At 62.2% G+C, this 20,166-nt stretch carries 20 protein-coding genes; 17 read left to right on the top strand and 3 right to left on the bottom strand.

Annotated features, from left to right (window positions below):
- Positions 1 to 14 precede the first annotated feature (14 nt).
- The gene (locus tag AC0L14_RS12290) at positions 15 to 971 is read right to left on the bottom strand and encodes a LysR family transcriptional regulator (protein WP_473526825.1); all 957 of its coding nucleotides are present in this window, start codon (positions 969 to 971) and stop codon (positions 15 to 17) included.
- Between the two features lie 123 nt (positions 972 to 1,094).
- On the opposite strand from AC0L14_RS12290, the gene AC0L14_RS12285 reads away from it, so the two are divergent.
- The 10 genes from AC0L14_RS12285 (at position 1,095) to gph (ending at position 11,088) form a co-directional block, all read left to right on the top strand.
- Positions 1,095 to 2,141 carry a class 1 fructose-bisphosphatase gene (locus AC0L14_RS12285; protein ID WP_258122936.1) on the top strand — a complete coding sequence of 349 codons (1,047 nt, stop codon included), beginning with the start codon at positions 1,095 to 1,097 and terminating at the stop codon, positions 2,139 to 2,141.
- A gap of 5 nt (positions 2,142 to 2,146) precedes the next feature.
- On the top strand, positions 2,147 to 3,019 hold the full coding sequence (locus AC0L14_RS12280; protein WP_473485486.1) for a phosphoribulokinase: 873 nt from the start codon (positions 2,147 to 2,149) through the stop codon (positions 3,017 to 3,019).
- A 10-nt stretch (positions 3,020 to 3,029) separates the two neighbouring features.
- Positions 3,030 to 5,036 carry a transketolase gene (tkt, locus tag AC0L14_RS12275; protein WP_473749627.1) on the top strand — a complete coding sequence of 669 codons (2,007 nt, stop codon included), beginning with the start codon at positions 3,030 to 3,032 and terminating at the stop codon, positions 5,034 to 5,036.
- 12 nt (positions 5,037 to 5,048) lie between these two features.
- Positions 5,049 to 6,128, top strand: a complete 1,080-nt coding sequence (fba, locus tag AC0L14_RS12270; RefSeq protein WP_473749626.1) for a class II fructose-bisphosphate aldolase — start codon at positions 5,049 to 5,051, stop codon at positions 6,126 to 6,128.
- A 21-nt stretch (positions 6,129 to 6,149) separates the two neighbouring features.
- The gene (locus AC0L14_RS12265) at positions 6,150 to 7,643 is read left to right on the top strand and encodes a ribulose-bisphosphate carboxylase large subunit (protein WP_095496323.1); all 1,494 of its coding nucleotides are present in this window, start codon (positions 6,150 to 6,152) and stop codon (positions 7,641 to 7,643) included.
- A gap of 18 nt (positions 7,644 to 7,661) precedes the next feature.
- Entirely contained in the window at positions 7,662 to 8,096 is a 435-nt protein-coding gene (locus tag AC0L14_RS12260) for a ribulose bisphosphate carboxylase small subunit (protein ID WP_473749625.1), read from the top strand.
- Positions 8,097 to 8,104: 8 nt separating this feature from the next.
- The gene (gene cbbX / locus AC0L14_RS12255; RefSeq protein WP_473749624.1) at positions 8,105 to 9,043 is read left to right on the top strand and encodes a CbbX protein; all 939 of its coding nucleotides are present in this window, start codon (positions 8,105 to 8,107) and stop codon (positions 9,041 to 9,043) included.
- Between the two features lie 62 nt (positions 9,044 to 9,105).
- On the top strand, positions 9,106 to 9,792 hold the full coding sequence (gene rpe / locus AC0L14_RS12250) for a ribulose-phosphate 3-epimerase (RefSeq protein WP_473749623.1): 687 nt from the start codon (positions 9,106 to 9,108) through the stop codon (positions 9,790 to 9,792).
- 40 nt (positions 9,793 to 9,832) lie between these two features.
- Positions 9,833 to 10,390 carry a thioredoxin family protein gene (locus AC0L14_RS12245; RefSeq protein WP_123148281.1) on the top strand — a complete coding sequence of 186 codons (558 nt, stop codon included), beginning with the start codon at positions 9,833 to 9,835 and terminating at the stop codon, positions 10,388 to 10,390.
- Positions 10,387 to 11,088: a phosphoglycolate phosphatase gene (gph, locus tag AC0L14_RS12240; protein WP_473749621.1), complete on the top strand. Its 702-nt coding sequence runs from the start codon at positions 10,387 to 10,389 to the stop codon at positions 11,086 to 11,088. Before AC0L14_RS12245 ends, gph begins: the two co-directional genes overlap by 4 nt.
- Before the next feature lie 110 nt (positions 11,089 to 11,198).
- Here the strand turns inward: gph and AC0L14_RS12235 are convergent, their stop codons facing one another.
- Complete coding sequence (locus tag AC0L14_RS12235) at positions 11,199 to 11,579, bottom strand: c-type cytochrome (protein WP_473749620.1); 381 nt, start codon at positions 11,577 to 11,579, stop codon at positions 11,199 to 11,201.
- Positions 11,580 to 12,240: 661 nt separating this feature from the next.
- Between AC0L14_RS12235 and AC0L14_RS12230 the strand changes: the two genes are divergently transcribed.
- From AC0L14_RS12230 to AC0L14_RS12205, 6 genes are all read left to right on the top strand, one after another.
- Positions 12,241 to 12,450: a hypothetical protein gene (locus AC0L14_RS12230; protein ID WP_473637918.1), complete on the top strand. Its 210-nt coding sequence runs from the start codon at positions 12,241 to 12,243 to the stop codon at positions 12,448 to 12,450.
- A 41-nt stretch (positions 12,451 to 12,491) separates the two neighbouring features.
- Complete coding sequence (locus AC0L14_RS12225) at positions 12,492 to 13,475, top strand: ABC transporter substrate-binding protein (protein WP_473749619.1); 984 nt, start codon at positions 12,492 to 12,494, stop codon at positions 13,473 to 13,475.
- A complete protein-coding gene (locus tag AC0L14_RS12220) occupies positions 13,472 to 14,299 on the top strand; it encodes an ABC transporter permease (protein WP_473749618.1) in 828 nt (275 codons plus the stop codon). The genes AC0L14_RS12225 and AC0L14_RS12220 overlap by 4 nt, the downstream gene beginning before the upstream one ends.
- Entirely contained in the window at positions 14,268 to 15,008 is a 741-nt protein-coding gene (locus AC0L14_RS12215; RefSeq protein ID WP_473749724.1) for an ABC transporter ATP-binding protein, read from the top strand. The genes AC0L14_RS12220 and AC0L14_RS12215 overlap by 32 nt, the downstream gene beginning before the upstream one ends.
- 34 nt (positions 15,009 to 15,042) lie before the next feature.
- Positions 15,043 to 16,014: a quinoprotein relay system zinc metallohydrolase 2 gene (locus tag AC0L14_RS12210; RefSeq protein WP_473749617.1), complete on the top strand. Its 972-nt coding sequence runs from the start codon at positions 15,043 to 15,045 to the stop codon at positions 16,012 to 16,014.
- 115 nt (positions 16,015 to 16,129) lie between these two features.
- On the top strand, positions 16,130 to 16,993 hold the full coding sequence (locus tag AC0L14_RS12205; RefSeq protein WP_473749616.1) for a quinoprotein dehydrogenase-associated SoxYZ-like carrier: 864 nt from the start codon (positions 16,130 to 16,132) through the stop codon (positions 16,991 to 16,993).
- A 189-nt stretch (positions 16,994 to 17,182) separates the two neighbouring features.
- Here AC0L14_RS12205 and AC0L14_RS12200 read toward each other — a convergent pair whose 3' ends face one another.
- The gene (locus tag AC0L14_RS12200) at positions 17,183 to 17,536 is read right to left on the bottom strand and encodes a hypothetical protein (protein ID WP_473749615.1); all 354 of its coding nucleotides are present in this window, start codon (positions 17,534 to 17,536) and stop codon (positions 17,183 to 17,185) included.
- A 674-nt stretch (positions 17,537 to 18,210) separates the two neighbouring features.
- Between AC0L14_RS12200 and AC0L14_RS12195 the strand changes: the two genes are divergently transcribed.
- Entirely contained in the window at positions 18,211 to 20,112 is a 1,902-nt protein-coding gene (locus AC0L14_RS12195) for a methanol/ethanol family PQQ-dependent dehydrogenase (RefSeq protein ID WP_473485472.1), read from the top strand.
- Positions 20,113 to 20,166: the final 54 nt, after the last annotated feature.

Here is a 20,166-nt window from a genome sequence, read left to right as displayed (position 1 = left end):
ATTCCGCCCTCAATTCAGGCGCGACCTCTAGTGTCCGGTCCTTCGTGCGGATAGAGCTTGCCGAACAGCGGCAGATACATCGCGCCCTTGCGCATCAGGAAATCGTGGAACGTCGCCATCGCCGGCGAGATCGCGTGATCGCTGCGCATCACCGAAAACCATTGCCGGCGGATCGGCATGCCGACGACGTCGAGGATGACCAGCCGGCCGGCTTCGGTTTCTGCAGCGATGGTGTGGGCAGAGATGAAGGCGATGCCGAGCCCGGCCATCACCGCCTGCTTGATCGTCTCGTTCGAGCCCATCTCGACGCCGAGGTCGTCGATGCGCCCGGGCACGTCGCTCAGGAATATCTCCAGCGAGATGCGTGTACCGGAGCCGGGCTCGCGGATGAGGAAATGCTCTTCGGCGATCCGCTCCTTGGATATCTCGCGCGCTGACGCCAGCGGGTGGTCGGGCGGCGCGATGATGACCAGCGGGTGATCGCCGAACACCGAGGCACGCACCGGGACTTCCTTCGCCGGGCGCCCCATCAGCGCGATGTCGATGTCGTGGTTCTTCAGACTGTCGATCGTTTCGGCGCGGTTGCCGATGGCGAGCCGCATGTCGATGTCGGGATGTTCTTTCATGAAGCCGGCCATGAGCCGCGGCGCGAAATATTTGGCGGTGGAAACGACGCCGAGCCGCAAGCTGCCGATACGCACGCCCTTGATCGCATCCATCTTGTCTTCGAGCAGGCGAAGCCGCTCCTCGATGGCTTGCGCCGTCTCGACGAAGGCCAACCCTGCGGCAGTCGGACGCATGCCGTCCGACGTCCGGTCGAACAAGGCCAGTTGAAACTCCTCCTCGACCTGCCGCAACTGGATCGTCACCGCTGGAGGAGACAGGCCCAACACTTTGGCCGCGCTGACGATTTTTCCGTGGCTGACGATTGCCTGAACGGTCTTGAATTGCCTGAGCGTGAGATTCCTCATGCGTCATATTAAATTTTTTTTAGTGCGAAAGTAAAGTTATTGAATTTTACTTATCCCGCTTCGTTTGTTCTCATTCCCCTATCCGGCCGATCCGAGGAGAGGCGGCTGGATCGGGAGGTTACGATGCCAGCGGCAACGCTCGACGCTTTTCTGAATTCCTATCTCGGCCCGCCGGACGAACTGCGCTCTGCGGTCGTAGCGACTGTCCGTCAGCTGACGCAGGCCGCCACCAAGATCCGCAACACCATCAATCAAGGGGTGCTCGGCACCGCCTTTGCCGGAACCCGCGGCGCCAATGCCGACGGCGACATCCAGAAGGATCTCGACATCTTCGCCGACGACATCTTCCTCGACGCCATGCGCCACGCTCCGGTCGCGCTCTACGCCTCCGAGGAACTGGAGCAGCCGGTCCTGCTCGACAGGCAGGCGCCTCTCGCCATCGCCATCGACCCGCTCGACGGCTCTTCCAACATCGACACCAACGTGTCGATCGGAACGATTTTCTCGCTCCTCCCTGCAACTGGCGCGCCGGACGAAAATCCGGCCGCCTCTTTTTTGCAGCCAGGGGTGAACCAGTTGGGCGCCGGTTTCTTCATCTATGGGCCGCAGCTGGCGCTGGTTCTGTCGCTCGGCAGCGGCACGCATGTCTTCGTTCTCTCGACCAGGCTCGGCACCTTCGTCCAGGCCTATGAAAGCCGGATCATCCCGCAGCGTACCCAGGAGTTCGCCATCAACGCCGCCAACTACCGGCATTGGGACGAGGCGGTGCGGCTCTACATCGACGACTGCCTCGAAGGCACCGAAGGCCCACGCGGAAAGGACTTCAACATGCGCTGGATCGCCTCTCTGGTCGCCGACTGCTATCGTATACTGATGCGCGGCGGTGTATTCCTGTATCCAGGCGACAAGCGCAAGGGTTACCGCCAGGGTCGGCTGCGCCTCGTCTACGAGGCCAACCCGATCGCCTTTCTCATCGAACAGGCCGCCGGCGCCGCTACCGACACGATCACCCGCATCCTCGAAATCGAACCCGAGAGCCTGCACCAGCGCGTGCCCATGGTGTTCGGATCGGCGCGGGAAGTCGCGCGCATCACCCGCTACCACATCGAGCCCAGCGCGATCGGCGAGCGTGCGCCGCTGTTCAGCCGCCGCGGCCTGTTCAGGGCCTGAGCACCATGTCGGCGAAGCACCCCATCATCACCATCACCGGGTCGTCGGGCGCAGGCACCACCTCGGTCAAGCGCATCTTCGAGCTGATCTTCCGGCGCGAGAACATCGACGCCGCCTTCATCGAGGGCGATGCCTTTCACCGCTACGACCGCGCCACGATGAAGACAAAGGTGGCCGAGGAGGAGAAGGCGGGCAATCCGAACTTCACCCACTTCCATGCCGAGGCCAACGAACTCGCAATCCTCGAAGAGGTTTTTGAGGAATATGGCCGCCGCGGAACCGGGAAGACCCGCACCTACATCCATGACGAGGACGAGGAGAAGCAGTACGGCACGCCGCCGGGACAATTTACCGAATGGCGCGAATTCCCGCCGAGCGACCTGCTGTTCTACGAGGGCCTGCATGGCTGCGTCGTCACCGACAAGATCAACCTGGCCCGGCACGCTGACCTCAGGATCGGCGTGGTGCCGGTCATCAATCTCGAATGGATCCAGAAGATCCATCGCGACCGCGCAACCCGCGGCTATTCCACCGAGGCGGTGATGGACGTGATCCTGCGCCGTATGCCGGACTATGTCCGCTACATCGTCCCGCAGTTCTCGCAGACCGCCATCAACTTCCAGCGCGTGCCGATCGTTGACACGTCCAACCCGTTCATCGCGCGCTGGATTCCGACGCCCGACGAATCGATGCTGGTCATCCGCTTCGCCAATCCCCGCGGCATCGATTTCCCCTACCTGCTTTCGATGATCCACGACTCCTTCATGTCGCGGCCGAATTCCATAGTGGTGCCAGGCAACAAGCTCGATCTTGCCATGCAGCTGATCCTGACGCCGCTCATCCTGCAATTGATCGAACGCAAGAACCGTGTGTCGTGAGGAGGACGCCATGAACAGCCAAGCAGCAGCCCTGAAGCCCGTCGCCGCCGTCTCGGAACGCGACATGGCGAACGCCATTCGCGCACTGGCGATGGACAGCGTCCAAAAGGCCAATTCCGGTCATCCGGGCATGCCGATGGGCATGGCCGATGTCGCGACGGTGCTGTTCAGCCGCTTCATCAATATCGATCCGTCGGCGCCCAACTGGCCCGATCGCGACCGCTTCGTGCTTTCGGCCGGGCACGGCTCGATGCTGCAATATGCGCTGCATTACCTGCTCGGCTACGAAGACATGCCGATCGAGGAATTGCAGCGGTTTCGCCAGCTGGGCAGCCGCACCGCCGGACATCCCGAATATGGCCATGCGCTTGGCATCGAGACGACGACCGGTCCGCTTGGACAAGGCATTTCGAACGCCGTCGGCATGGCGCTGGCCGAGCGCATGCTTGCTGCCCGCCACGGCGCCGATCTCGTCGACCATTTCACCTACGCGATCGCCGGCGACGGCTGCCTGCAGGAAGGCATCAGCCACGAGGCGATCGACCTTGCTGGCCATCTGAAGCTGTCCCGGCTGATCGTCTTCTGGGACGACAATGCGATCTCGATCGACGGACCGACTTCGCTGTCGACATCGATGGACCAGCCGGCACGGTTCAAAGCCGCCGGATGGCATGTCCAATCGGTGGACGGCCACGACACGGAAGCCGTTGCAGCGGCAATCGAAGCGGCGCAGCAGTCTGACCGGCCGTCGCTGATTGCCTGCCGCACGGTGATCGGCAAGGGCGCGCCCAATCTGGGCGGTTCGGAAAAGACGCATGGCGCGCCGTTGGGCGACGCGGAGATCGCCGCGACGCGCGAAAACATCTGCTGGGCCTACGCGCCGTTCGAGGTGCCGGACGACATCCTGTTCGCCTGGCGCGAAATTGCCGAGCGCGGGCAAGCGGCACGCCGCGCCTGGGAGCAGCGGCTTGCCGCCTCGCCGCAGCGCCAGGCCTTCGAGAGCGCGGTCGCCGGCACCCTGCCCGACGCGGTCTTCGAAGCGCTCCACGCCTTCCGCAACGAGCATGTCGAAAAGGCGACCAAGGTTGCAACGCGAAAAGCCTCCGAAATGGCGCTCGCTGCGATCAACGCCGCAACCGACCTGACCGTCGGCGGCTCCGCCGATCTGACGCACTCGAACCTGACGATCACCAAGGGCATGGATCGCATAGCGCCGGATGACTATGCCGGCCGTTACATCCACTACGGCATCCGTGAACACGGCATGGCCGCGGCCATGAACGGCATCGCACTGCATGGCGGCTTCGTGCCTTATGGCGGCACCTTCCTGTGTTTCGCCGACTATGCGCGCGGCGCGATGCGGCTCTCGGCGCTCATGGGCCAGCGCGTCATCTATGTGATGACCCATGATTCCATCGGCCTCGGCGAGGACGGCCCGACCCACCAGCCGATCGAGCACCTTGCGATGCTGCGGGCGACGCCGAACCTCAACGTCTTCCGTCCGGCCGACATCATCGAAACGGCGGAATGCTGGGAATTGGCGCTGAAGTGCAAGACCCGGCCGAGCGTGCTGGTGCTCTCGCGGCAGAACCTGCCGATGCTGCGCCAAGCATGTAGCGACGAGAACCGGTCGAGCCAGGGCGCCTACGTCCTGCGCGAGCCGACCGAGCACCGCGCCGTGACGCTGATCGCCACCGGCTCGGAGGTCGAGATCGCCGTTGCCGCCGCCGAACGGCTGGAGGCCGGGCACGGCATTGCCGCCGCGGTCGTCTCGATGCCGTGTTGGGAGCTTTTTGAGGAACAGGATACCGACACCCGCAAGGCCGTTCTCGGCTCGGCGCCACGCATTGCGGTCGAAGCCGCGGCACGGCTGGGCTGGGATCGCTGGATCGGCGACACCGGCGTGTTCGTCGGCATGGCCGGTTTCGGCGCCAGCGCCCCTGCCCCGGATCTCTACCGGCATTTCGACATCACGCCCGAAGCCGTCGCCGCAGCGGCGCTGAAGCTCATCATCTAGGAGGACCCGACAATGGCCCGCATCACCCTTCGCCAGCTTCTCGACCATGCCGCCGAGCATGGCTACGGCGTTCCGGCATTCAACATCAACAACATGGAACAGGGCCTTGCCATCATGGAGGCAGCCAGGGCCTGCGACGCGCCAGTCATCATCCAGGCCTCGCGCGGCGCTCGCTCCTATGCCAACGACATCATGCTGGCCAAGATGATGGAGGCGCTGACCGAAATGCATCCGGCCATTCCGCTCTGCATCCATCAGGACCACGGCAACAACGAAGCCACCTGCCTTTCGGCGATCCGCCACGGCTTCACCTCGGTGATGATGGACGGGTCGCTGATGGCGGACGCCAAGACGCCGGCGAGCTACGACTACAACGTCGCCATCACCGAACGTGTCGCACGCATGGCGCATTGGGTCGGCGCTTCCGTCGAAGGCGAGCTCGGCGTGCTCGGCTCGCTGGAGACCGGCCAGGGCGAGGCCGAGGACGGCCACGGCGCCGAAGGCGCGCTTTCCCACGACCAGCTTTTGACCGATCCCGATCAGGCGGTCGACTTCGTCACCGCCACCCAGGTCGACGCGCTGGCGATCGCCTGCGGCACTTCGCACGGCGCCTACAAATTCAGCCGCAAGCCCGACGGCGGCATCCTGGCCATGCAGGTGATCGAGGCGATCCACGAAAAGCTGCCCAACACGCATCTGGTCATGCATGGCTCTTCCTCGGTGCCGCAGGAACTGCAGGACGTCATCAACCGATATGGCGGCGAGATGCCCCAGACCTTTGGCGTTCCGGTCGAGGAGATCGAGCGCGGCATCCGCTACGGCGTGCGCAAGGTCAACATCGACACCGATTGCCGCATGGCCATGGCCGGGCAGTTCCGCCGCGTCGCGACGGAGGATCCGCGCGAATTCGACCCGCGCAAATTCTTGAAACCCGCCATGGACGCCCTGCGCGATCTTTTCCGCGATCGCTTCGAACGCTTCGGCACGGCGGGCAACGCCTCGAAGATCAGGGTCATCGCCATGGACGAGATGGCGAAACGTTACGCCGCGGGAAAACTCGACCCGCAAATCGCAACCGCGAAAGCCGCCTGAGCGGCAAACAGGAGACCTGTCATGAACAAGATCGACATGCCGTCAGCAGGCACGCTCAAGGAAGGCAAGGAACGCTACAAGTCGGGCGTCATTCCCTATAAGAAGATGGGCTACTGGGAGCCGGACTACCGGCCCAAGGAGACCGACCTGATCGCCATGTTTCGGATCACGCCGCAGCCCGGCGTCGACCACGAGGAGGCGGCCGCCGCCATCGCCGGTGAATCCTCTACAGCGACATGGACCGTGGTGTGGACCGACAGGCTGACCGCCTGCGAGCTCTACCGCGCCAAGGCGTTCAAATCCGAGCCGGTGCCGAACACAGGTCCAGGCACCAAGACCGAGCAGCAGTACTTCGCCTACATCGCCTACGACCTCGACCTGTTCGAGCCGGGCTCAATCGCCAACCTGACTGCATCGATCATCGGCAACGTGTTCGGCTTCAAGGCAGTCAAGGCCTTGCGGCTCGAGGACATGCGCATCCCGGTGGCTTACCTCAAAACCTTCCAGGGCCCGGCGACCGGCATCGTGGTGGAACGCGAGCGGCTCGACAAGTTTGGCCGGCCACTGCTCGGCGCGACAACGAAGCCGAAGCTTGGCCTGTCAGGCCGCAACTACGGCCGCGTCGTCTACGAGGCGCTGAAGGGTGGCCTCGACTTCGTCAAGGACGACGAGAACATCAACTCGCAGCCCTTCATGCACTGGCGCGACCGCTTCCTCTACTGCATGGAGGCTGTGAACAAGGCGTCGGCCGCCACCGGCGAAGTCAAGGGCCATTATCTCAACGTCACCGCCGGCACGATGGAGGAGATGTACGAGCGCGCCGAATTCGCAAAACAGCTTGGCTCCTGCATCGTCATGATCGACCTCGTCATTGGCTACACGGCGATCCAGTCGATGGCCAAGTGGGCACGCCGCAACGACATGATCCTGCACCTGCACCGCGCCGGCAACTCGACCTATTCGCGCCAGAAGAACCACGGCATGAATTTTCGCGTCATCTGCAAATGGATGCGGATGGCCGGCGTCGATCACATCCATGCCGGCACGGTGGTCGGCAAGCTGGAAGGCGACCCGCTGATGATCAAGGGTTTTTATGACACGCTGCGCGAGGAGCGCACGCCGCAGAACCTCGAAACCGGGCTGTTCTTCGATCAGGACTGGGCCTCGCTCAACAAGGTGATGCCCGTCGCCTCGGGCGGCATCCATGCCGGCCAGATGCACCAGTTGATCCATTATCTCGGCGAGGACGTCGTCCTGCAGTTCGGCGGCGGCACGATCGGCCATCCGGATGGCATCCAGGCCGGCGCGACGGCCAATCGTGTCGCGTTGGAGGCGATGATCCTCGCCCGCAACGAGGGCCGTGACTATCTGCGCGAAGGGACCAAAATCCTCGAACAGGCGGCCAGATGGTGCACGCCGCTGAAGGCGGCCCTGGAGACCTGGAAGGACGTCACCTTCAACTACGAATCGACCGACACGGCCGACTTCGTGCCAACCGCAACGCCCAGCTTCTAGACGAAAGGAACCGTCGCCATGATGACCAATCCGGGAAACAAGGTCACGCAGGGACAGTTTTCGTTCCTCCCCGACCTGACCGATGAGCAGATTTCGGCGCAGATCAAATACGCGCTGAAAAACCACTGGGCGGTCAGCGTCGAGTACACGGACGATCCGCATCCGCGAAACACCTATTGGGAAATGTACGGCAACCCGATGTTCGACCTGAAGGACCCGGCGGGCATCCTGCTTGAAATCAACAGCTGCCGGAAAGCCATGCCCAACATGTATGTCCGGGTCACCGCCTTCGATTCGACCAAGGGCTGGGAAGCGCCGCGCATGTCGTTCATCGTCAACCGGCCGCCCAACGAACCCGGGTTCCGGCTGCTGCGCCAGGAGCGCGACGGCCGCAGCCAGGGCTATTCGATCGTGCCTTATGCGACCGACAGGCCCGAAGGCGAGCGGAGCTAGCCGAAACCATGCTGGACGCGATAGCAAAGGGCACTGCCGCGCAGGACGAACCGGTCGATCTGCAGGCCGAGTTCGAGGCGTCCAACATCGACGAGGTGATGGACAAGCTGGACCGCGAACTCGTTGGCCTGAAGCCCATCAAGACCCGCATCCGCGAGATCGCGGCGCTGCTCCTGGTCGACCGGCTTCGCCGCAAGTTCGGCCTGACCTCGGGCGCGCCGACGCTGCACATGAACTTTACCGGAAATCCCGGCACCGGAAAGACCACCGTGGCGCTGAGGATGGCCGAAATCCTTCATCGTCTCGGCTATGTCCGCGAAGGCCACATGGTCGCGGTGACGCGAGACGATCTCGTCGGCCAGTATGTCGGTCACACCGCGCCCAAAACCCGCGAAGTGATCAAGCGCGCCATGGGCGGGGTGCTTTTCATCGACGAGGCCTACTATCTCTACAAGCCCGAGAACGAACGCGACTACGGCCAGGAATCGATCGAAATCCTGCTGCAATGCATGGAAAACAACCGTGACGATCTGGTTGTGATTCTTGCCGGCTACAAGAACAAGATGGACCGCTTCTTCGACAGCAATCCCGGCATGCGCTCGCGCATCGCCCACCACCTCGATTTTCCCGACTACGGCGTCAGCGAACTCAAATCGATCGCCGAGATCATGCTGGCGGAACAGAATTACCGTCTCAGCGAGGCGGCGGCCAAGGCGCTCGAAGAGTATCTCCCGATCCGCATGCGGCTGCCGCATTTCTCCAACGCCCGCTCGGTCCGCAATGGGCTCGATCGGGCGCGGCTTCGCCAGGCCAACCGGCTTTTCGCGTCGCGCGACCGGGTGTTGACGAAGACCGACCTTATCACCATTGAAGAATCCGATATTCGCGGCAGCCGCGTGTTCGCGGAAGGCAAGCTCGAAGGCGAACCGGAGACGAAGGCGCGCTGACAAGATGACGCCGGTTGGTGTGCAGCGACCGGATACGGAAGACAGAATGGGAGCCGACGACCATGGGTACCAAGACAATCATCGCGCCCTCGGTGCTTTCTGCGGACTTCTCGCGGCTCGGCGACGAGGTCGAAGCGGTCGTCCGGGCGGGCGCCGACTGGATCCATCTCGACGTGATGGACGGCCATTTCGTGCCCAACATCACCTTCGGTCCGCCGGTGATCAAGGCGATCCGTGATCGAACGGACAAGATCTTCGACTGCCACCTGATGATCGCGCCGGCCGACGCCTATCTCGCCGCCTTCGCCGATGCCGGCTGCGACATCATCACGGTGCATGCCGAGGCCGGGCCGCATCTCGACCGTTCGCTTCAGGCGATCAGGAATCTCGGCAGGAAGGCCGGCGTGTCGCTGAATCCGTCGACGCCGGAAAGCGTCATCGAGTATGTGCTCGACCGGCTCGATCTGGTGCTTCTGATGACCGTCAATCCGGGTTTCGGCGGTCAGGCGTTCATTCCGGCTGTGGTCGACAAGGTCAGGCGGGTCAAGGCACTGATCGGCAACCGCCCGATCGACATCGAGATCGACGGCGGCGTCACGCCCGAGACCGCTCCGCTGGTCACCGCGGCCGGCGCGAATGTGCTGGTCGCCGGCTCGGCCATCTTCAAGGGCGGCACCGAAGCTGCCTATCGCGCCAATATCGGCGCCATCAGACAGGCAGCCGACGGGGCGATCCGGAAAGCCGCGTAAACCGTCTCATCGGAGGCCAAACATTTCATCGGAGGAAACCTTGGCGGCAATCCCACCTGTCTGCGATTTCGGCTGGCAAGCCATCGATGCCGTTTTGCCCGGCGTCGACGGCAAATCGCATTCGATCTTCAGCCACGCCGGCCCGAACGGGCTGGTCGTGGCCTTCATCTGCAACCATTGCCCTTATGTGAAGGCGGCGATTTCCCGCATCGTCCGCGATGCCAACGACCTCAAGCCCGAAGGCATCGGCTTTGTCGCGATCAATTCCAACGATGCCGACGCCTATCCGGATGATTCCTTCGACAACATGAAGCTCTTCGCCAGGACGAACGGCTTCACTTTCCCCTACCTCCACGACGAGCGCCAGACGGTGGCGCGTGCCTATGGAGCCGTTTGCACTCCGGATTTCTTCGGGCTCAACAGCGACTTGACGCTGCAATATCGCGGCCGGCTGGACGCGGCGCGACGCGACGCCGGACCGCCCGGGCTGAGGCGCGACCTGTTCGAGGCGATGAAGCAAATTGCCAGAACCGGCGACGGACCGCTGGACCAGATCGCTTCGATCGGCTGCTCGATCAAGTGGAAGGACGCCGCATGAACGTCGGCATGAGTAGGCCGTTTCGATCGTCGAAAGCGATCCTGTTCGATCTCGACGGCACGCTGGTCGATTCGGCGCCTGATATAACGGCCGCCGTCAACGAGTTGCTGGCCGGCCGCGATCTGCCGCCGCTGCGCCTGCTACAGGTCAAGGCGATGATCGGCGGCGGCGTCAGGAAACTGGTCGAGCGAGTCTTCGCCGCTTCCGGTATGCCGCTCCTCGGCAGCGCGCTTGACGAGGCCAACCGCGCCATGGCGCCGATCTACCGCAAACATCTGACCGGCCTGACGACGCTGATGCCTGGCGTCAGGGAGGTTCTCACCCACTTCCACTTGAGCGGAATAGCCATGGGCGTGGTGACCAACAAGCCGCAGTTGGCGGCTCGCGAAATCCTGCTGCATTTTGGGCTGACGGAACATCTCGGCGCGATCGTCGGCGGAGACGCGGTGACATGCCTGAAACCGGCGCCCGACGCTCTGCTGCTGGCGCTCGACCAGCTTCAGGTCGAGCCTTGCGACACGCTGATGGTCGGAGACAGCAGCGCCGACGTGGTCGCCGCCCGCTCCGCCGGCATGCCCGTCATTCTGCTGCGCGGCGGCTACACCCAAATTGCCGTTGAAGAGCTTGGCGCCGACCTCGTTTGCGACGGCCTGCTCGACCTGCCTTCCGCCATGCGGAGGCTGCAAGACGCCGCTTGACCGGCGGCGCCGGCCATCAGCGCGGCGCCGGCCGAACGCAGTTAGAACGGCCGGCGAAGTAACGCTACTTCCTGCGGAAGAACCGGGTTACTTCCTGCGGAAGAACCGGGTTACTTGGAGTATTGCTTCAGATAGGCGATGACGTTGGCGAGATCCTCGTCTTTCTTGAGACCGGGAAACGCCATCTTCGTGCCCTTGACCATGGCCTTCGGGTCGCGAAGATAGGTCGTCAGCGTGGCTTCGTCCCATTTGACGCCGGATTTACCCGCCTCGGTCATGGGCTTGGAATATTTGAACCCCGGATGCGTGCCGGCCGTCCGGCCGATAACGCCGCTCAACGATGGACCGATCTTGTTCTGGTCCTTGTCGACGACGTGGCAGGCCTTGCATTTGGCGAAGACCTTCTCACCCGCGGCGGCATCCTGTGCCTGCGATTGGTTTGTGACAAAGGTCGCAACGGACACGACGGCGAAAAATGCGATTGCACGCATGGCATTTCCTCATTGATCGTCAAGGTGCCCTGGACGATTTGCGCACGCCGTTGTTTTGATCATCGGCATGCGTCGTTTATGGCAGAGCGAAAGCTTCTCCCCAGTGGAGTTGCGGCGCCTGCATCCTGGAAGCTACCCGGCAGATGAGCGATGTCAACCATGCAGCGGTTCGCACACGCAATCGCTTCAGAAAAAAGGGACGGTCCAAGTCGTATTGGCGACGTCGGCGCTGCCCCTCATCCGCCTGCCGGCACCTTCTCCCCGTGTAGTGACGGGGCGAAGGGGGCTGGCCGCAACGGAGGGCGATGAGGGGCTGCGCAAACGGAAGCGATTGTCTTGCAACCAGGGGTAGTTCCAACTTGACAGATGACGGCAGTTACGCTAGGAATTTAATTGGAATGATGATTGCGCCAACGACCCGCCCCGAGGCGGGTTTTTTGTTTCAGGTATCGGCGACGTCCCCCGAAGTTCAGAGCGCGCTCGGTTCCGGCGCCCCATCCATTCGCCTTTGTTGACGGCCATCGGGCGAACGCGTAGCCTCAAACCATTCCGGTTTTCCATGGGCACCTCGGGACTCCGGCAGTTGGCGATTTTGTCCAGGCTCGCAGATCGGGCCGGATCTCGCCGAAGCGGGCGTCTTCAAGCGCGCAAGAGGTGCTGAATGGATATGGTCGACCTCATATTGACGGTTTGCCTGATTGCCAATCCGGGCAATTGCCGAGACGAGCATCTCTATTTCGAGAGCCGTGGCTCTCTGTTCCAATGTATGATGCTGGCGCCCAGCGAAATCGCGAAATGGTCGCAGGAACACCCGACCCTCAAGGTCAAGCGCTGGAAATGCGCTTTCCCGAACAAAGACCATGCGATCTGATCGCGCCCCGGTCTATTACGGCCCCGGGAGGAGGCATCATCATGATTTCGCGTCGAGGAACGCTCCGTCTGGCAGCTCTCGGAACAGCCGCGGCGCTTGTCTCAAGGCCCTCCTTCGCCACGACCAATGTTCGCATTGGTGTGCTGAAGTTCGGCACCGTGAGTTGGGCGCTTGACACCATGAAACAACACAAGTTCGACGCAGCCAACGGCATCGATCTGGAGATTCTCGATTTCGCCGGCGAGGATGCGACCAACGTCGCCATGCTGGCCGGCGCGATCGACATCATCGTCTCCGACTGGCTGTGGGTCTCGCGCCAGCGCTCGGAAGGCGTCGACCTCACATTGGTCCCCTATTCGACCGCCGTCGGGGCGATCATGGTGAAGGAGGGGGCGCCGATCCGCACGATCATCGATCTCAAGGGAAAAAAGATCGGCGTCGCCGGCGGGCCTCTCGACAAAAGCTGGCTGCTGATCCAGGCGCTGGCCAGACGCGATCACGGCCTCGACCTGCCGGCAACCAGCGACATCGTCTTTGGCGCGCCGCCGCTGATTTCGGAAAAGGCGATGCAAGGCGAACTCGATGCGGTGCTCAATTTCTGGCATTTTTGCGCCCGGCTCGAGGCCAACGGCTTTCGTCGGCTGATCGGCGCCGATGATGCGGCGAAAGCGCTCGGGGCCTCGGGCGCCGTATCGGCGCTCGGCTATGTCTTTCATGACAAATGGGCGAACGAAAATCCGGACGCCGTCAGGGGCTTCATCAAGGCTTCGGCGCAGGCCAAGGGCTTGCTGGCCAGATCCGACGACGAGTGGCTGCGCCTGGCACCGATTATCCGCGCGCAAGGCAAGGAATTGGCCAAACTGCGTGACCGCTATCGCGAGGGCATTCCCAGACGCCCCGTCGCCGAGGATGCGGCCGACGCGGGCAGGCTCTACCGCGTGCTGGCCGAGATCGGCGGCGACAAGCTGGTCGGCCGCGCGCCCGAGATGGCGCCCGGCACGTTCTGGCAGGAGCTGCCGAAATGACCGCACCGGACACCGGCGATCGCCCGCCTGGCGCTGCGGCCGACATCTCCAGCCAATCCGGCCTTGCAGCGGCGCTGACACCCGTGCTGACGGTCGCGGTGTCTCTGCTCGGGCTTTGCCTGCTGTGGGGTCTTGCGGCAAATGCCTGGCCGAGCCGTGTCTTTCCTGGGCCGGGACAGGTCTGGCAGGTGCTGCTCCCAGAGGCGGCAAACGGCGACCTTTTCTACCATCTCGGCGCGACACTCGGCCGGGTTGCCGCGGCATATGTCGTCGCGATGGTCGTTGGCTCAGTGATCGGCGTTCTCCTCGGCAGCCACCGCAGCGCAGACCGGTTCTTCAGTCCCTGGCTGGTCCTGTTTCTCAACATTCCCGCGCTGGTCGTCATCGTGCTCGCCTACATCTGGTTCGGCCTCAACGAAGCGGCGGCGATTGGCGCAGTTGCCGTCAACAAGATCCCGAATGTCGTGGTGACGATGCGCGAAGGCGCCAGGGCGCTTGATCCGAATTACGCCGAAATGGCCGCCGTCTACCGCTTCGGTCCCCTCGAACGCATCCGCCACGTCCTGCTGCCGCAATTGCAGCCCTATCTTGCCGCCGCCTCACGATCCGGCATCGCCCTCATCTGGAAGATCGTCCTTGTGGTCGAACTGCTCGGCCGCTCCAACGGCGTCGGCTTTCAGATCTATCTTTATTTCCAGCTCTTCGACGTCGCCGCCATTCTTGCCTACACGCTGGCTTTCGTGACGGTGATGCTTGTCATCGAACTCCTTCTGGTGCAGCCCGTTGAACGACATGCAACCCGTTGGCGCCGTCGTCCCGCTTAGGGTCGACATCGCCGAAAAGACCTTCAGGTCCGCGCAGGGCGTCTCGATCACGGCGCTCCAGGACCTTTCCTTCGAGGTCCGGCAAGGCGAATTCGCCTGCTTGCTGGGCCCGTCGGGCTGCGGCAAGACCACGACGCTGCGCATCCTGCTTGGATTGGACAAAGACTTTTCCGGCTCGTTTCAACTGCCTGAAGGCGGCTCCAACCGGATCGCCGCCGTGTTCCAGGAGCCGATCTTGCTGCCGTGGCGGACGGTGGAGCAGAATGTCAGGCTGGCGCTGCCGAAAAGCCTGAGAACGAAGAACCTCGACGGGCTGTTCGACACACTCGGCCTCGCTGGCATGCGCTCGCTCTACCCGGCGGAGCTTTCGCTCGGCCTTGCGCGCAGGGCAGCACTTGCCAGGGCCTTCGCCACCGAACCGGCGGTGCTTTTCCTGGACGAACCCTTTGCCTCGCTCGACGAACGAACCGCCGAGCGGCTTCGGCACCTGCTTTTGACCGTGTGGTCGGCGCGGCCTACCACCGCCCTGATGGTAACGCACAATCTGCGCGAGGCGCTGATGCTGTCGGATCGCATCATCGTTCTCGCACAGCGGCCGGCCCATGTGCTCGGCATGTTCGACGTAAGGCTGCCGCGGCACTATCGCAATCCACAGGTGATGAGCGACCTTTTACGGTCGTTCCACCAAAAATTTCCGGGCGTGGCCTGATCGCCTTACGGCTCGAATTCATATCGGGGAAGCCATGCCGATCGATCGGACAAGACGCAAGCTTGTGAATGGCTTCGCCTGCACCGCGGTCAGTGCCGCGATGCTGCCCTGTTGCCTCGGGCGGGCCGCTCTCGCCGCTGCCGGCGGGCTTGAATTCAAGCTCAGGAACGTCGCCGACGGCGTCTTCGCCTTCCAGGGCGTCGATGAATTGATGAGCCCCGCCAACCAGGGCGCGATCTCGAACCTGGGCGTCGTCGTCGGCAGCGACGCCGTTGCCGTCATCGACAGCGGCGGCAGCCTGGTCGAGGCGAACGCCCTCATCGCCGCGATCGGCAAGATGAGCGCCAAGCCGGTTCGCTACCTGATCAACACCCACATGCACCCCGACCACATCTTCGGCAACGCGGCGTTCCGGGAGATCGGCGCCACCATTGTCGGCCATCGCAATCTGCCGCGCGCGCTCGAGGCACGCGGCGCGTTCTACCTGCAAAGCTTTCGCGAACAGATCGGCGACGCGCTGATGGAAGGGATCGAGATCATACCGCCGACGATGCTGGTCGACGACCGCCTGCAGCTCGACCTCGGCGGGCGCGTGCTCGAATTGCAGGCATGGAAGGCGGCTCACACCGACAACGACCTGACCGTCTTCGACAGCGCGACCCGCACGCTGTTTGCCGGCGATCTCGTTTTCATAGGTTCCTTGCCGACGCTCGACGGGTCGCTGCTCGGCTGGCTCCGCCAGATGAATGCGCTGGCCGCGATCGGCGCCGCGCGCGCCGTGCCGGGTCATGGCCCGGTGCCGGCCGGCTGGCCTGAGGCGCTGACGGCGGAGCGGCGCTATTTCGAAGTTCTGGCGCGCGATATTCGCAAGGCGATCGCCGACGGGGTGCCGCTCAGCGAGGCAGTCAAAACCGCCGGCGGAAGCGAACGGGGCAATTGGCATCTGTTCGACGACTACAATGAGCGCAATGCCACGGCCGCCTTTGCCGAACTCGAATGGGAATAGATCAAACCGACAGCGTTGGACGCTATCAGGTGGATCGATTTGCCAAACGCATCGTCAAAGGCGTATCCTGGACATCGCCTGGGCACCACCTCTCTGATATTGGTGGAGGCATCGAATGCAAGATCACGCTTACCGGAGCCGGCAGCTCGTCTTGCCGCTCGCAGCCATCCTTGTCGCGATCATCCTGGCCGTCGGCACGCTCTTTGGCTCGTCCGGAGCCGCCAACGCGCAGCAGACAACCGCATCTTCGGACAGGATCTGGCAGGATTTGAAAGGCGACGTGTTCGGCGATCGGGCAATTCTGATCGATAGCGGCGTCGTCAGGGTCGAGGCGCCGAAGCGGGCGCAGGATGCCGCCATCGTGCCCGTCGACATCTATATCGACCCCGCCAAGGCGCCCGACGGCATCAAATCCGTCACATTGATCATCGACGTCAATCCGGCACCGGTGGCGGCGACGTTCCAGATCGGCGAGGACGCCGGCGTGACACATCTGTCGACGCGCGTGCGCGTCAACGACTATTCCTATTTGCGTGCCATAGCAGAAACGCAGAGCGGCGAACTTCACATGGCTCAGACCTTCGTCAAGGCGTCAGGCGGATGCTCCGCCCCGGCAGTCAAGAACCAGGACGAGGCGATGGCGACGATGGGGCAGATGAAGCTGCGCCAGTTCCCGCCTCAAGAGACGATGACAAAGGCGCAGGAATTGCAGCTGATGATCCGGCACCCGAACAATTCGGGCCTGCAGCGCAATCCGCTGACCCAGTATTTCATCCCCGCGCATTTTGTTCAGAAACTGTCGATCTCGCAGGCAGACCGGCCGATCCTCTCGATGGAAGGTGGAATATCGATTTCGGAAGACCCCAATTTCCGGTTCGATTTCACCGCGCACGGCACTGGCGATATCCAGGTCGAAGCGATCGATACGGATGGCAAGATATTTCACAATCAATGGCCACTGGAGGCTACGGGACTCTGAAGCCTCGAAACCACATGCAGCGGTTGTCCCGCCGCCGTCTGCGCTCTTACCAGGGCACGCTCTAAAGCGCGTCGCGTTTGACCGGCCTCATGCGACGCGCTTTAGGTTGTTGTTTTATGCATGTCGTTATCGCAAAACCGCTGCACACCCTCGGTTCAAGCCCGAGGGCATGCTTTTGCGCGAAATGCATTAAAAGCAGCGCACGTCGGCTTCCGCCTGCGCGCGCTTCAGTTCCGTGCTTGCGGCTTTTGCCGGCGCGCTTTCGCGAAACAGTCCCGAACGCTCCCCTGTCGTCAGGGACATGCTCTTGAAGGTCTCGGCCCTTTCATAATCCTCGAATGGAATGATCGAGGCGATGACGTCGATCGAGCAGGAACAGCTCTCCAGCGCCTGACGTGTCCGGCCGTTCGTCTGCATGCAGCCGAGCACATAGTCGACAACCGTCGCCGTCGGATAATCTCCGGCGGCGCCGGCCGGATTTGCGAATGCCAGGGCCGATGTGAGCAACAGCGGCAAGGCCGAAAACCCGACATATCTGATCATGGGGAACCCTCCGATTGGCCTGGACGCGATAGATCGAGCCCGATGGATCGAGACAGGATCACCGCACCAGTTGGCCTCGTGCCACCACGCCCGTCAAGTTCTCATGCTCACCGTATAGTACCAAAGGAGCAGGGCCGCACCGGCCGGCAAAAAGCCTCCCAGACAGCACGATTATCCCTTCCGAATCCCGGTGCTGACCTTCATTTCATGTCTCCTTCACTATCGGCACCCGGAGCGACGCGCGCATACTTAATGTCACTCGATCCAATGAATATTATTAAATAAAAATCAATACATTCCGCCCAAAAAATACGCAAAATTGGGGAACTTATATAAATCCGGCCTGGTTCACAGTCGATCAATAGCTTTCTGTATGGGTTTTTTCATATCTATTTCTCTATATTGCAGTGCAACATAGACGGAAGTGATTTTTCTTGCCTTCCGCCTGGGGATGACATAGCTTCATCCTGTTTCCGGCTTCAAGGGCGTCACCGTCATTAGGGAGCGGCGACAGTCTTTCGTAGGCCAAGTGGGATGGGCAGTAACGGTGCCCTCTGCTCATTCGGCTTAGGTCGTGACACGCTGCCGGAAATACTTCCCCCACATGAATCGCTTGGGCAAGCCCTCGTGGGCTCGACGGACGATTCGTCATTGTGAACCCTGGGAGGACTTTGATGCGTGTACTTGCGAAAACTGCCTACCTACTAACGACCGCGGCGCTCATGTCGTTCGGCGCGGTCCACATGACGTCGGCCAATGAAGAACTGATGAAAATGGCCGAAAACCCCAAGGACTGGGTGATGCAGACGGGTGACTACGCCAACACCCGCTTTTCCAAGCTAAACCAGATCACCAAGGACAATGTGAAGAACCTGCAGGCCAAGTGGAGCTTCTCCACTGGCGTGCTGCGCGGCCATGAAGGCGGGCCGCTGATCATCGGCGATGTGATGTACGTCCACGCGCCGTTCCCGAACACCGTCTATGCTCTCGATCTCAACAATGACGGAAAGATCCTCTGGAAATACGAGCCCAAGCAAGACCCGAATGTCATTGGAATCATGTGCTGCGACACGGTCAATCGTGGCGTCGCCTATGGTGATGGCAAGATCATTCTCAACCAGGCCGACACCACCGTCGTCGCACTCGACGCCAAGACCGGCAAGGTCGTTTGGTCAGTCAAGAACGGCGACCAGACCGACGGCGGAAAGGGCGAATCCGGTACGTCAGCACCCGTAGTCGTCAAGGACAAGGTGCTCGTCGGCGTCTCCGGCGCTGAATTCGGCGTTCGCGGCTGGCTGGCCGCCTACAATCTGGCAGATGGCAAGCTCGCCTGGAAAGCCTATTCGGAAGGTCCGGACGCAGAAACCCTGATCGATCCCGAGAAGACCACCCATCTCGGCAAGCCTGTCGGAAAGGATTCCGGCACGAACACCTGGGAAGGCGAGCAGTGGAAGACAGGCGGCGGCACGACATGGGGATGGTATTCCTATGATCCCAAGCTGAACCTGGTTTATTATGGTACCGGCAATCCCTCGACATGGAACCCGGTCCAGCGCCCAGGCGACAATCGCTGGTCGATGACGATCATGGCTCGCGATGCGGATACCGGTGTTGCCAAATGGCTCTACCAGATGACCCCGCATGACGAGTGGGACTTTGACGGCGTCAACGAGATGATTCTCGTCGACGGCATGGAGGTCAACGGCGCCAAGCACGACGTGCTGGTGCATTTCGACCGCAATGGCTTTGCCTACACCATGGATCGCGCCAGTGGCGAACTTCTCGTCGCCAAGAAATACGATCCGGCAGTGAACTGGGCGACGGAAGTCAACATGGACCCCAACAGCGACCAGTATGGCCGCCCGCAGGTCGTGGCCAAATATTCGACCCAGGCGAACGGCGAAGACACCAACTCGACGGGCATCTGCCCGGCAGCGCTTGGAACCAAGGACCAGCAACCGGCGGCCTATTCGCCGAAGACCGGGCTGTTCTACGTGCCGACAAACCATGTCTGCATGGACTATGAGCCTTACAAGGTGAGCTACACTGCCGGCCAGCCTTATGTGGGCGCCACCGTGTCGATGTATCCTCCCCCTGGTGGTGACGGCAACATGGGCAACTTCATTGCCTGGGATGCTGCCAAGGGCGAGATCGTCTGGTCGAAGCCCGAGAAGTTCTCGGTGTGGTCGGGCGCGCTGGCAACCGACGGCGACGTCGTCTTCTACGGCACGCTCGAGGGCTACATCAAGGCGGTCGATCATGACGGGAATGAACTCTACAAGTTCAAGACCCCGTCCGGCATCATCGGCAACATCACGGCCTACGAGCATGGCGGCAAGCAGTACATCGCCGTTCTGTCCGGCGTCGGCGGATGGGCCGGTATCGGTCTGGCAGGTGGACTGCTTTCGCCCGATAACGCCGCTGCCTGGCATGGCGCCGTCGATCAGGGTCGTGAGCAAGGCGACGAGACCGCGGTCGTTGGGACTGCTGGTCTGGGAGCGGTCGGTGGCTACGCAGCACTTGCCGACTACACGACGCTGGGCGGCCAGCTCACCGTCTTCGGTCTCCCGGACTGATACTCGGGAACCTTAGGCACGCCTCGGGTCTTGTGAAAAAGACCAAGGCTTGAA

This window comes from Mesorhizobium sp. WSM4841 (genome assembly GCF_055811515.1).
Note: the sequence above shows the minus strand (reverse complement) of the source record. Positions and strands in the feature narration are given on the sequence as shown.